Origin of the sequence: Clostridium sp. 7_2_43FAA (assembly GCF_000158375.2) — a bacterium.
Taxonomy (GTDB): Bacteria; Bacillota; Clostridia; order Clostridiales; family Clostridiaceae; genus Clostridium; species Clostridium tertium.
The window spans coordinates 86841-101444 of sequence record NZ_JH815223.1 but is presented as its reverse complement, the minus strand read 5'-3'; the positions used below and the strand labels follow the sequence as shown (position 1 = coordinate 101444).

Annotated in this window: 11 protein-coding genes and 1 pseudogene; 4 read left to right on the top strand and 8 right to left on the bottom strand. The window is 27.7% G+C overall.

The genetic code is table 11. The features are described 5' to 3' along the window. The first annotated feature begins 13 nt into the window (after positions 1 to 13). The gene (locus CSBG_RS18880; RefSeq protein ID WP_008681415.1) at positions 14 to 2911 is read left to right on the top strand and encodes a glycosyl hydrolase family 18 protein; all 2898 of its coding nucleotides are present in this window, start codon (positions 14 to 16) and stop codon (positions 2909 to 2911) included. A 115-nt stretch (positions 2912 to 3026) separates the two neighbouring features. Here the strand turns inward: CSBG_RS18880 and CSBG_RS16800 are convergent, their stop codons facing one another. The 5 genes and pseudogenes from CSBG_RS16800 to CSBG_RS16780 all read right to left on the bottom strand — a co-directional run bounded on the left by CSBG_RS16800 (position 3027) and on the right by CSBG_RS16780 (position 8822). Beyond that, positions 3027 to 3671: a pentapeptide repeat-containing protein gene (locus CSBG_RS16800; protein WP_008681414.1), complete on the bottom strand. Its 645-nt coding sequence runs from the start codon at positions 3669 to 3671 to the stop codon at positions 3027 to 3029. Positions 3672 to 3860: 189 nt separating this feature from the next. Further along, entirely contained in the window at positions 3861 to 5333 is a 1473-nt protein-coding gene (locus tag CSBG_RS17850; RefSeq protein ID WP_008681413.1) for a PAS domain-containing sensor histidine kinase, read from the bottom strand. 151 nt (positions 5334 to 5484) lie between these two features. After that, a complete protein-coding gene (locus CSBG_RS16790; RefSeq protein WP_008681412.1) occupies positions 5485 to 7425 on the bottom strand; it encodes an NAD(P)/FAD-dependent oxidoreductase in 1941 nt (646 codons plus the stop codon). A 140-nt stretch (positions 7426 to 7565) separates the two neighbouring features. Further along, entirely contained in the window at positions 7566 to 8162 is a 597-nt protein-coding gene (locus CSBG_RS16785) for a TetR family transcriptional regulator (protein WP_008681410.1), read from the bottom strand. A gap of 214 nt (positions 8163 to 8376) precedes the next feature. Then, positions 8377 to 8822, bottom strand: a pseudogene (locus tag CSBG_RS16780) (cyclic nucleotide-binding domain-containing protein). A 169-nt stretch (positions 8823 to 8991) separates the two neighbouring features. On the opposite strand from CSBG_RS16780, the gene CSBG_RS16775 reads away from it, so the two are divergent. After that, entirely contained in the window at positions 8992 to 9681 is a 690-nt protein-coding gene (locus CSBG_RS16775; RefSeq protein ID WP_008681408.1) for a YjjG family noncanonical pyrimidine nucleotidase, read from the top strand. A gap of 109 nt (positions 9682 to 9790) precedes the next feature. Continuing rightward, on the top strand, positions 9791 to 10441 hold the full coding sequence (locus CSBG_RS16770; protein WP_008681406.1) for a DUF305 domain-containing protein: 651 nt from the start codon (positions 9791 to 9793) through the stop codon (positions 10439 to 10441). A gap of 84 nt (positions 10442 to 10525) precedes the next feature. Here the strand turns inward: CSBG_RS16770 and CSBG_RS16765 are convergent, their stop codons facing one another. The 3 genes from CSBG_RS16765 to CSBG_RS16755 all read right to left on the bottom strand — a co-directional run bounded on the left by CSBG_RS16765 (position 10526) and on the right by CSBG_RS16755 (position 13703). After that, the gene (locus CSBG_RS16765) at positions 10526 to 10735 is read right to left on the bottom strand and encodes a hypothetical protein (RefSeq protein ID WP_008681405.1); all 210 of its coding nucleotides are present in this window, start codon (positions 10733 to 10735) and stop codon (positions 10526 to 10528) included. 672 nt (positions 10736 to 11407) lie between these two features. Then, on the bottom strand, positions 11408 to 13108 hold the full coding sequence (locus CSBG_RS16760; RefSeq protein ID WP_008681404.1) for an ABC-ATPase domain-containing protein: 1701 nt from the start codon (positions 13106 to 13108) through the stop codon (positions 11408 to 11410). 10 nt (positions 13109 to 13118) lie between these two features. Next, positions 13119 to 13703 carry a DUF1836 domain-containing protein gene (locus CSBG_RS16755; protein WP_008681403.1) on the bottom strand — a complete coding sequence of 195 codons (585 nt, stop codon included), beginning with the start codon at positions 13701 to 13703 and terminating at the stop codon, positions 13119 to 13121. 211 nt (positions 13704 to 13914) lie between these two features. On the opposite strand from CSBG_RS16755, the gene CSBG_RS16750 reads away from it, so the two are divergent. After that, entirely contained in the window at positions 13915 to 14562 is a 648-nt protein-coding gene (locus CSBG_RS16750) for a hemolysin III family protein (RefSeq protein WP_008681402.1), read from the top strand. Positions 14563 to 14604: the final 42 nt, after the last annotated feature.

Here is a 14604-nt window from a genome sequence, read left to right as displayed (position 1 = left end):
ATGGAGGTAAAATATGAAAAAGATTAAAATTAAACGAATAGTAACTGGAATAACACTTTCACTATTTACACTTTTTAATATATCAATACAACCTCAAGCTGCTGTCACAACTAATAATAAGAATATAACACCAACTTCTTCAGGAATTAACGATACAGATTTAAACAGAAAAATAATTGGATATTTTCCTGAATGGGCGTATAAAAGTGAGGCTCAAGGATATTTTGATGCTGCTGATTTGCAATGGGAATCCTTAACTCATATTCAATATTCCTTTGGAATGATTGATCCAGCAACTAATAAAATAACACTTGGAGATAAGCATGCCGCTATTGAAGAAACATTTGCAGATCATCCATTAACTCACAATGGTAAAGCTGTTACTCTTGATCCAACCCTACCTTATAAAGGACACTTCAATGTTCTTCAAACAATGAAAAAACAATATCCAAACGTAAAGCTATTGATGTCTGTTGGAGGATGGGCTGGTAGTAGAGGTTTTTATACAATGCTAGATACTGATCAAGGTATAAATACTTTTGCCGATTCATGTGTTGAATTTGTAAGAAAGTACAACTTTGATGGTATAGATATAGACTTCGAATATCCATCTGCAACATCAACTTCTGGTAATCCAGATGATCAAGATTTAGCTGAACCTAGAAGAGGCAAACTAAATGAAAGATATAATCTATTAATGAAGACATTAAGAGAAAAACTTGATGCCGCTGGAAAGCAAGATGGTAAAAAATATCTTGAGACAGCTGCAGTAACTGCATCTTCTTGGGTTCTTGGTGGAATGACTGATAATTCTTATGCTCAATATTTAGATTTTCTTAGTGTAATGTCTTATGACTTCCACGGTGGTTGGAATGAGTTCGTTGAAAACTTAGCTAATATCTATCCCGATCCAGCTGATAGAGAAACTATACAAATGGCCATGCCTACATTAAATATGGATTGGGCTTATAAATACTATAGAGGAGTATTACCTCCTGAAAAAATAATTATGGGAATCCCTTACTATACAAGAGGATGGGAAAATGTACAAGGTGGAACTAACGGACTACACGGCTCTAGTAAAACACCTGCTACAGGAATATATAACGTTTGGGGCGACGATGTAGATAATAACGGTATCTTAGACCCTGCAGGAGCTAATCCATTGTGGCACGTATTAAACTTAATGGAAAATGATCCAAATCTAAAAGCTTATTTTGATGAAGTTGGTGGAGTTCCATACGTTTGGCAAAATGAAAAGAAGGTATTCCTATCTTTTGAAAATGAAAAATCAATAGATAAAAGAGTAGAATATATTAAAAACAAAAACTTAGGTGGAGCATTAATATGGGTAATGAATGGAGATTTTGGACCAAATCCTAATTATAAACCAGGCTCTACTAATATAAATGAAGGAAAATATACCTTTGGAGATACACTAACAAGTAGATTAAAATCTGGCTTAGATGCAATAGGAAATTGTAAAGTAACAGATGATTCTATTCCAGGATTATATCAAACTGATGTAGAGGTTATATTTGGAGGAAAATATGATCATCCAAATTATACTTATGATATCAAAGTTACAAATAAAACAGATAAGGCAATAGATAAAGGCTGGACTGTAAGTTTTGATTTGCCTAAATCAGCAATATTCGCTCAACCTCAAGGTGGAACTGCAACAATTGAAGATATTGGAGATTTTAATAGAGTTACAATAACATCATCAGGATGGCAAAACCTTGGAGTTGGAGAAACATCTTCATTAGCAGGATCAATTAAACTATGCTTTGGAGGAGTAAAAAACTTAACATTTAATGGAATGCTTCCATCAAATGTTCCTTCAAATGGAAACTATGCTCCAACATTAAAAGGAATTTCAAATACTTCAATAAATTTAGGTGATTCATTTAATCCTTTAGCAGGTATTACTGCTTCTGACAAAGAAGATGGTGACTTAACTAGTAAGATCTCAGTTTCTGGATCAGTTAACACATCTAAAGCTGGTGACTATACTCTAAAATACACAGTTACAGACAGCAAAGGATTAGCTACAACTAAGGAAAGAATAATAACTGTTCTAAGAATATTAGAACCTGGACAACAATTCTATGATTCAAGTAAAACTTACAAATATGGAGATCAAGTTGTTTATAAAGATGCGCTATATGAATGTATTTCTTGGTATATACCTCCTACAGATGATGGCTCTCCAGCTAACACAAAATATTGGAAATTAATAAGAGTACTTCCTGATGGATCAACTCCTGCTGAAAATACAGCTCCAGTTATTAATGGTGCAGTTAATAAACAAATTTATGTTGGAGATTCATTTAATCCTCTAATAGGTGTTACCGCTTCTGATAAGGAAGATGGCGATTTAACTAGTAAAATAACTGTCTCTGGTACTGTCGATACAACTAAAGCTGGAACTTACAATTTAACTTATTCAGTTGTTGATAGCAAAGGTTTAAAAGCTACTTCATCAGTTGTTATAACTGTTTCTGAAAAAACTACAACTAATACCGCTCCTGTTATTAATGGAGTTTCTAATAAACAAATTAATATCGGTACAAGCTTTAACGCTGTAACCGGTGTTACTGCTTCTGATAAAGAAGATGGTGATTTAACTAGTAAAATAGTTGTTTCTGGTACTGTTGATATAACTAAAGCTGGTGCTTACGATTTAACTTACTCAGTTACTGATAGTAAAGGACTAATAACTACTGCTAAAGCAACAATTACTGTTGTTAATGATACAACGCCAGAGATTCCAACCTATAGTCCTACTAAAGCTTATGTAGCTGGTGACATTGTTATGTATAACGGTGTTAAGTATAAAGCTAAATGGTGGACACAAGGTGAAACTCCTGGATCAAATCAGTGGGGTGCTTGGGAAAAAATCAACTAAATTAATATAGTTTATCTCTCCTTTAAATATTAAATATATAAAAAGACAGTATAGAATTTAATCAATTTAAACTCTATACTGTCTTCTTTTTTATAAAAATAATAGTTGTATCTTATTACTTAATTACTATATTCATTAATCTAGTTAAATCTAATCCCTGAATGCTAGTTACAATTGCACCTGATAAATCACTTATTTCAACATCTATTTCAGTTATATCACAAGTGGTCAAATCCACTTTATTTAATGATGTTTTATTAAAATATGAAGCAGTTAAATCTGTATTATTAAAACTAACTTTATCAAATTTAACCTGTTGAAATATGCTTTCTTTGAAATTACAATCTTCTATACATACATTCTTTAGCTTTGAATAAGATAAATTTATATATTTTCCTAGGGAGTCGCGAAACGCGACATCCTTTATATTACACTCATCTAACTTTGCTCCAAGTAATTTACAGTTAATAAACTCTACTCTATGTATACTCCCATCACCTAAATCAACATTAGATAAATCACAATTTTCAAATCTTGTATCTAATAAGTCAATATTTCTAAGTGATGAACTTTCAAATACTACATTCTTAAATATACAAGAATCTATTGTAATTCCTTTACTAATCATATTTTCTATTGCTATATTTTCTACTATTTTATTTTGAATCTTATCAGCTTCAATTATTTCCTCTGTGATATCTTCTACTTCTTCAAGCTCATCTAGGAACTTTGGCTTTTGAATATTAACTTTTATTGCCATAAACCCTCCATATACATTAAACATTTTTATAAATTATTTCCACTCATAACATATTAATTTTATTATATTACAATTAAAGGTTTAGTTATATAATTTACATAAAAATCATTAGATGGATATTAATACTATTATATTCATATATTTCGTGATTTATAAATTTAAATATGTATATATATTAATAGAACTAAATTAAATGCAATAAATATCCGAAAATTCCTTACCACATTTATTAATGAGCTCCTCTACTTCCGCATTAACTTCTTTACTATTTTCTAGTTCATTTGAATATAGTCTTATTGTAACTTCAGTCCCAACACCTACTTCACTCTCTATGTTAATAAGTCCACCATGCATTTCTACTAACGACTTCACTATAAATAAGCCTAATCCACTACCTTCATGTTTTCTTGACAAGCTCTTATCTGCTTGTCCAAATTTATTGAAAACATTCTCTATATATTCTTTAGGAATCCCTTCACCATCATCCTTTACAGTTATATCCACATAATCTTCATATGCATTAATATTAACTACTATATTTCCTTCTCCATGAATATGTTTTATTGAATTAGATAATAAATTTAATATTATCCTTTCAATACTCTCCTTATCGCACTTTACAATTTTTTCTTCTTTATTCGTATCAAATATTATTGATATATCTTCAGATCTAATATAATCTACTACTGCTAAAGCTATATTTTCTACTAATGATACAATATTATAATTGTTTATAGATATTTCATAATCTCCAGAATCAATTTTTGTTATATCTATTAAATTATTTACTAATCGTTCTAACCTAAAAGCATTTTTCTCTATTGACTTAGTATATTTTTTAAGAATTATATCATTTAAGTTTTCTTTAGCTCTATTTTCTATGTATGTATTAATCAATTTGCTTGCACTAATTATTATGTTTAATGGGGTTTTAAACTCATGTGATATATTTGTAAAAAATTCATTTTTTAAAGTTTCCATTTGTATTTCATGTTCTAATACACTTTTCTTTTCATTTAATGTAATTTTATCGCTTATATTATCAGCAAATCCCATAATAAATTTTACTTTTTCACATTCATCTAAAACTGAAAATTTCCTTACATTATGCCACATGTATTTATTTCCTATATTAAACTTTTGAGGCATAACAAAATAACCTTTTTCCTCTATTATTTTCCTGTCCTCATTTTTAAATATATTTGATTGATTTATGTCCCAAATATAACTATCATCTTTTCCTATTATCTCAGATTTATCTATACATAAGACATCTGCATATCTCTTGTTAGCATATACATATTTACCATTTATATCTTTTATCCAGGCAATTAACGGTATATTGTCTAATATCAACTCTAAATCACCTATATTATACGATTTACTTTTTAATTCCTTTAGAGTTATCAAGCTTAATTCCGTTTTCTCTATAATAATATTTTTAATAATAGGCTGAAATATAACTTCTTTATCATTTTTATCATTAATAATTATGTATCTATCTGATTTATCTTTGTCTGTAAGTAGTTCTAATATGTTAAGGTCATTTAACTCTTTTAAATTATCTCCTAATAAATTTCTTAGTGATTTATTATAGAATTTTATTTTCCCATCTTTTATAAGCAAAATATAATCTTGCAATACATCTATAAATTCTTCCATAGATTATACCCCTTTCATACACATTTCACTCATTAAAATATTATCATTTTAAATTTTCCAATTCAACCTATTAATGTTTTTTAATAACACTTGAATGTTTATATAAAAAAAGTGGCACCTAAATTATAGATACCACTACATATTTAATATATTAAATTCTTCTTGCTACTTCAGATGCCTCTTCTATGCAATTAAGTGCTCTACGAGCTCTAACTGCATCTCCAATTACGTGATATGGTATATTATTTTCTTTGCAATAGTCAGATATTGATTCAAAATTACGAGATCTTGCTCCTATTGCAACTATAACTGAATCACATGGAACTTCTTCAACTACTCCATTTTTATCTATAACTATTGATTTTTCCTTTATTTCAACACATTTTGCTTCAGTTATGGTCTTAATTCCTTCATGATATAAGCTTTCCATAACACAAATCTTTCTTAATTGCCCTAAATCCTTTGCTACTTCATTAAGCATTTCCACTACAGTAATTTTATTAACATTTCCTGATAAATACTCAGCAACTTCTAAGCCAACTAGGCCTCCTCCAATTACAACTATATCCCCATTTACCTTCGCTTTTCCTGCAAGTATATCATGAGAATTAGTTACATGAGGTAAATTTGCTCCTGGTACATTTAACTTTATTGGTTCTGCACCAGCTGCTATTATAACTTCATCTGGATTTATATCCTTAATTACTTCAGCATCAACAGGTGTTGATAATTTTATTTCAACTCCCTTTCTCTTAGCCATTTCTCCCATTGCTATAGCAGCTTCCTTCATTTCTTCTTTTCTTGGTGCTGCACCAGCAAGAACAAATTGTCCACCTAGTGAATCAGATGCTTCACATAAGATTGGATTATGTCCTCTATCCTTTAATTCTATAGCAGCTTCTAATCCAGCTACTCCCCCACCAACTATTAATACATTTTTAGGATTATCTGTTTTATTAATAACAAATTCGGCTTCTCTACCTAAAGCAGGATTTCTCATACAAGTTATAAATGGTGCATCTGGATTAGTAAATCCATCATAACAACCTTGATTACATCCAACACAACGTACTATATCATCAACATTTCCATTCTTAGCTTTATTACAGAATTCTGGGTCAGCTAATTGAGCTCGTCCCATAACAACCATATCTGCTTTTCCACTTCTAATTATTTCATCTGCTTGCTCTGGATCATTAATTCTTCCAACAGCAACAGTAATCATTCCAGTTTCTTTTTTAATTCTTGCTGCATTTTCAACATTAAATCCTCTTGGTACGTCAACTGGTGGCACTTCATATTTTACAGCTGCACTTGAAAAATTTCCACGTGATACATCAAGTACATCTACTCCAGCCTCTTTAGCCCATTTACAAAATTGAATAACCTCTTCTATAGTAAGTCCATCTTCTACACAATCATCATGAGCATCTATTCTCATAAATAAAGGCATATCTTCTGGTATGTTTTCTCTTATAGATTTTATACACTCTAATAAAAATCTAGCACGATTTTCTAAGCTTCCACCGTATTCATCCATTCTTTTATTAAAAGCCTTACTTAAGAATGAGTGTGGTGTGTAATTATGTCCAGCATGAAACTCTACAGTATCATATCCTGCTTCTACAGCACGTTTAGCTGCATCTCCAAAAGCCTTAATACATTCATTTATTATTTCCTTGCTTGCAGCTTTTATAACATAGTCTGTTCCTTCAACTTTAAAATCACTTGGAACTACTACCATTGAAGTTTGATCTCCAAATAATACAGCTGAACCACCAAGCCATAATTGTACTCCTGCCTTTGCTCCACCTTCATGTATTGCATCAGCAAGCTTTTTCATTCCTGGAATATATTTATCATCTGATAGTGCTAAAAAGTTTTTCGGTGCAGCTTTATCATATACAGAACATACTTCTGTGAAGTTTAAGCCATTTCCTCCTAAAGATCTTGCAGCATGGTAATTTATAAGCTGATCAGTAACTACCTTCTCATCTTTTACCATCTTTGTTCCCATTGCAGGAAATTCAATTCTATTTCTTATTTCCATTCCTCTAATTTTTATTGGACTAAAAAGATCATTAAATGCCATTTCGCTACCTCCAAAATTTGATTTTCAATATTTCCCTCACATTCATTATATGACTTTGTTAAAATTAAATCAATACGTTTCAAACATTTTGTTTTAATTTTAACAAAAAAATTATCTCATTTATTAAATGAGATAATAACCTACATTTTCATATCATTTCCTTTTAACATCTTTAGTATATATTTTATGTAATTAAGTCTTGAATCTATATTATTTGATATTTCCTCACCAAAAAATTCATGATCTTCGCCCATAAATGGATATATAATAGACGAAATAAATATAGCTCTTTTATATTTAACTTCCTCGCCTTCACAATTTAAAACCTCTATCAATGTACTATCCAATTTTCTATTTTTTTCTTTTGTAGTTTCAATTATCTTTACATCCATTTCATCCTTTTCTTTTGAATCAGTGGCCTCCTTATTCATAACAAGTACACCAGGATATCTTAACGAATATTCTATAATTTCATTAGCGCATCTAATAAGCCTCTCTTCATTACTTAACTCTTCATAATCTAATGGCGAATATGCTTGAGTAATATTGTCTATATAAAATTGTTTAACATATTTCAGCATATTATCCTTACTGCCAAAATAATAATTTATTGCACTTACATTTACTTCAGCTTCTTTTACTATTGTTCTAATTGAAACATTAGTTGATCCATTTTTTCCAAAAAGATATAATGCTCTATCCAAAATTTTTTCTTCTATCCCCTTTAATTCCTTCATATCTTCACTCCCAATCTATTTTAGCTTTATCTCTCTATTTAAAATATAAAATTCTCATATTATATAAATCAAATTAAAAATATTATATCAATTTACTATTTATATATCAAAACTTTAATATATTTTTCTTAATGAATAATTATCATAAAAATTCTTAGAAGGATTTTATAAATATACATTTTTATAAATCTCTTAGTCTTTGTTCATCTAAAATTTATATTTTCTTATTATTACATCTTATAATTGATTCTGATTCTAACTCTTTAAACGTTCTATTTAAATGCCTTGTAAATTTAATATTTCCCAGGAACTTCTTTCTAATTATATCTGACGGTATTGCCATTAAATATGTATCACCTATAGCATTAATATCACAAAGTATCTTAGTATTCTTTAATAATTCTATATCTCCTATTGAATTAAAATTACTATAAAACTTTAAAAACATTGATTTACCATTTTCAAAAGATACGATATCTTTATCTTACCATCTACAAATAAATAATAATATTCAAGATCATCTTGTGCCTGTAATATATATTCTTCCTTCTCATAAAAATGAAGCTAAGCATAATCTATAATTTCTTAATCTAATATTTATTCTATATTATGTTTATCAATATAGTACTTTAAAAGACTTCTATCTGATATTCTTCTCATAATTTCTCCTATAATAACATATGTCATATATTAATTAATATAAATATTGTAATTTAGTTATAATCAAATGTAAATTTTGAAATTATATATTTTAATTAAATATTAAATATTTATTGAATTTATATGCTATATTTATAATTATGTAAATAAATACACTAGGGGGACTTTTATGAAATATGAAGTTATAATATTCGATGCAGATGAAACATTATTTGATTTTAGGGAATCTGAAAAATATGCTTTTGAAAAGTCAATTTTAGAATTTAATATTGATTATAGAGAAGATTATCATCTTAAAATATATTCTGATATAAATACTGCTATTTGGAAAGAATTTGAATGTGGTCTTATTTCTCAAGAAAAATTAAAAGTTGAGAGATTTAAAAGATTATCTCATGAATTAAATATAAAGTTTGATGAACTTGAATTTTCTAAATCATATTTAAAGCATTTATCTCATTCTTCAATCTTATATGAGGAAAGCTTTACTCTTATAGAAGAACTTAGTAAAAATTATAGACTTTCTATAATAACTAATGGGCTATCAGATGTTCAAAGTAATAGAATAAGAAAATCTAGTATAGCTAAATATTTTGATGATATTATAATATCCGAAGAAGTCAGTGTATCAAAACCAAATTCTGATATATTTAAAATCGCTTTAAATAATCTAAATTATAATGATAAAAGCAAGGTATTAATGATAGGTGATAGCTTAACATCAGATATTCAAGGCGGAATAAACTTTGGTATAGATACATGCTGGCTTAATACATGTAAAATTGAAAATAAAACTAATTTTAAGCCTACTTATGAAATTTCTAGATTAACAGAAATTATTGAAATTTTAAATAAATAATTTCATGTAGGTAATTTAATACTTATCTCCTTACTATTAACCTTATTCGTTAGTATATATTTATTTTTTTATTAAATACTAACTATGAATACGTCTTAGGAGGATATTTATGAAAACATTACTTTTATCGCTATTGATATCAACATCAATTGCAAATATTAATTTTATTTCACCACTTCAAAAGGTCTCTGCTAATATTAATAATTCTATTATTTTTAACCAAAAGCAAGGATATAATGAAGAATACACAACAATATTTAATAATATGATGAAGTCTATGAATGCTGCACCTAATACTGGAAATGTTAATTTAGACTTTGTCTTAGAAATGATACCTCACCATGAGGGTGGCATAAATATGGCAAAAGCAATCGTTAAATATGGCTCTAATCCAGAAGTAAAAAAAATTGCTGAAAATATCATTACTTCTCAAGAAGCACAAATTCCAATTATGAAGCAACTAAAAGCTAAATTTGAAAAAGAAAAACCTTCAAGTAAAGCAGACTCTGAAGAATATCTAGAAGAATATAATAAAGTAAAAGATAAGATGTTTAAGGAAATGCAAGGTGTTGAAATAACTAATAATGTTGATGCTAATTTTCTTCAAGAAATGATATATCACCATGAAGGTGCTATTGGCATGGCAAAAGATATTTTAAAATATACAAAGGATCCTGAGCTTAGAAAGCTTGCTGAAAATATTGTAACTACACAAAGTAAAGGTGTTGAAGAAATGAAAGCACTATTAAAGAAATTATAAAATATCTTTAAAGTATAATAGATGAGTTTATACTAAAATAAACTCATCTATATAAATTACTAATCAAATTTAATTTTAAATATATTATTCTAATGCTGCATAAGTAGCCATTCTAAGCTTTCTAACAATTGGTGTAACTCTAGAATCGCATCTTTGAATAAAATACATAAATACCACATTTTCCTTTGGATCCATATTTTGATCTGAAGCTAATCTATCTTGTGCCATAAACTCTATAGTTTTACGGCCTAATATTCGTTTACCATTATATTCACCTTTATTAACCATCATCATAGCAAAATGACTGTAGTCATCAATAGTTTATACAAGCCCTGCTCCCCCAGATTCAAATGTTACATCTTCTCCATAATATTCACCTAAATGACTAATATTAAATACAGAAAGTTCTCCTTTTCTTCATTCCATCTATATTTTTTTGCAAAACCATTTAACTTATCCATGGTATTTTTATATAAAAACATAAAATCTCTCCCTTTACCTTATTTATTAATTCATATTCTAAATAAATAAAAATCCTATGGATTATTTTACAATCTATATGATAAGTTATTAACCTAAAATATTTAATTATTTTATCGTTAATTTTTACACCAATTAATTTCTTCTTTATAGTTAACCCTGTTAAATCTTATAAATATATCTTTTTCATTCATAAGAAATACTCCTAAAATTTATTCAATTTCAAGTGAACTTTATTCTCTTAAAAAGTTAATCTCTTATTTTTATAAAGGGTATCCCGTTTCATTAATTCCTTTTAAACCATTGATTTTACTTACTTAAAGACGTTTTTAAACTTAAATATAAACTTTTATATATTATATATATGCACCAAAAGTGAAGTTTTAATTAAAACTTCACTTTTCATCGGCTAATATCAAAATTTATTTTGATACAACTTATTCTTATCTGATTATATAAATAATATTTGTAAATTAATGACTCTTCTTATAATATAAGCTTTCTATATCTATTATAAGCAGCCATAACTTCTTGTTTTCTTGGCATTGATAAACTTCCAGATCCACCATATATCTTATCTATAGAAATTAATCCTTTTTTATTTATCTCTTCATATATATAATCAATCATTTCTTCAAAAGCTAATGATTTCTTCATCATATTATCTTCTGCCCACTTCATAATAGCACCTATTGAATTTAGTTGCTCATTATCTACTATTTGCTCAACTGATCTTAAATCTATATCTTCTTTATTTATAATAATTGAGCTTACTCCCATAGTTTTTATTTTTACACCTTTATGGGTGCTTTCTATAGTTCCTTTTTCTACTTTCCTATCAAAACTTATGTTTATCTTTATATCCTTTTCTTTAATTCTCTTATTTATTTCGCCTCTCATTAATGACTTTGCTTCTTTAGTTACATCTTTTGCTTCATAATTATCCATTTGAATAATACAATCTGCTACATCAAAATAATCTCCTGAACTTCCTATTACTAAAATTGTAGAAATATTTTTTTGTTCATATAATGGCTTAACTATTTCTATAAATGGAGTTATAGGCTCCTTTTCTTTTGAAACTAATCTTTGCATTAAGTCATCTCTAATCATAAAATTAGTTGCAGATGTATCTTCATCAATTAACAATGCATTAGCACCACTCTCAATTGATTCAATTATATTTGCTGCTTGAGATGTACTTCCACTGGCATTTTCAGTTGTAAACTTTATTGTGTCTTTTCCATTTGGCAGGTTATCTATAAATAATGATATATCCGTATTTTTAATGCTTCTTCCATCTTCTGCTCTAACTTTTACAGAAGTATTATCAGTTATAACAAATTCTCTTCCATCACCCTCGATATGATTATATACTCCAAGCTCTAATGAATTTAAAATAGTAGATTTTCCATGATATCCACCACCTACTATTAAAGTTATACCTTCTTTTATTCCCATCCCTTTTATTAAGCCTCTATTAGGCAAATTAAATTCTACTTCTAAGCTTTTAGGTGATTTAAATTTTTTAGCAGTTTTTAATGGTCTTGATGAAACTCCACTTTCTCTTGGAAGTATCGATCCATTGGCCACAAAAGCAATTAATTTGTTTTTCTTAAGGTTAGCTCTGATGTATTCTTGATCTTCCATCATCCTTATCCTATCAATAAGCTTATTCTTATTAATATTCTTATATATTAATGTATTTTCTACTATATTAGGAACAATATTATATAATATCTTTTCTAACTCCTTAGCTAATACACTTCTACCTCTAGCTGGAAAACCAACATAAAATCTTGCTTCTATGTTATTTTTATTTATTATTATTGAAGTTCTCTCCAATATTTCTTGAGGACACTTACTTATTGTAATTAATCCACTTTTTCCTGATCCAAATATTCTTTCACTATACTTATTTATATTTGAATAAAATAGTCTAGTTATAAAATCTGAAACTGCAATTCTTTTATATTTTTCATTTAATAAATTTTCTGGGAAATCAGCTATTTTTTTATCAATAACAACTCTAACTCTTGATGGAGATGCAAAAGGATCTCCTTGAACATGATCAATGCATAAAATATAACTTTTAAAGTCATATTCGCCTTGTAAGTCCTTATATGCTTTATATCCCTTACCATCTATTCTTCTTAATTCTTCTTTTAAAATGCTATAATGCCTCATAAACTACCTCTTATAATTTATTAAAATAATCATCTATTAACTTTTCGCCCATTCTTCTATACATATTACTCATATTAATAAATGAACTAAGCAATAAAAAGTTTTTTTCAAATTCATCAGAACTTAAATTTTCTTCTTTTGCTATCATATTTTCAATACTATCATATTTTATTTCAATTGAACCTTCTACATCTTTTAAATCTTCCCCATATTGTTTTAAATACAATTTATATAATTCTCTTATTGGATAATCTTCTTCATTTTCTAAGGATATAACTATTTTATTTAATGAACTCTTTATATCACTTATTGATAACGCTCCCTTTAAATTATAAATAAGACTCATTAAAAGTAAGTGTTCCTTGCTATACTTTTTATTTTTTACAGACATTAAAAGTTTTCCTTTAGCATAATTGTTAACCATAGTTTTTGTTAATGCCTTATCATCTTCATTTCTCTTAGTTTCATTAAACTTACTATCAAAAAGCTGTGTTACTTGATCCATATATAAATCTATCTCAGGTATTTCATCTAATGTTAATTGATTTTGTAAATTCAGCTCACTAAATTTTTCTTTTAATTCATTAATATCCATATGTACCTCCATGTAGTTTTGCAAACTACCTATTAATATATCTATATTTAAATATACTAGTATCAGTTAGATATTTCAAGGAATTTAATAAAATATATAAATTTTCCTAAAAATTTGAGATATTATAGACTTTGACTTTTTAAATTTATATTATTAATATAATAATAACAGTACATAGTTTTCGAAACTACATGTAAAGGGGTGTTCATTTTTGGAAAAGTATTTAAGAGAACCTATAAATAGTTTAACTCATTGGGTTGGTGCAATTTTATCACTATTTGCATTAATTGCAATGCTAGCAAAAGGATTAGTTAATAATGCATCTAATGTAGCAATTGTTTCTGTAGTTATATTTGGTATAAGCTTAATTTTACTATATAGTGTTTCTGCAACTTATCATGGCGTAATAACAAGTGAAAAAATAATATTTAGACTTAGAAAGTTAGATCATTCTATGATATTTATCTTAATAGCTGGTTCTTATGCACCATTTTGCTTAATTGCTCTAGGTGGTTCAAAAGGAACTGTATTTTTTACAACTATAGCTTCTATAGCTTTAGCTGGCATATTATTTAGGATGTTATGGTTTAATTGCCCAAGATGGTTACAAACATCTCTTTATATTGGTCTAGGATGGGCTGCTATATTTATGATTAAACCATTATCACAAGTACTAAATCCTATTAGTTTATTTTTATTAGTACTTGGAGGTGTTCTTTACACAGTAGGTGGTGTTATATATGGAATAAAGCCTAAAAAACTTCAATTAGGTAAGTTTGGTTTTCATGAAATATTCCATATATTTATTATCTTAGGAAGCTTAAGTCACTTCATATGTGTTTTCACATATCTCATATAAATATAAACAAATAAAAAATGAAGCCCTACTTAATTAGAGCTT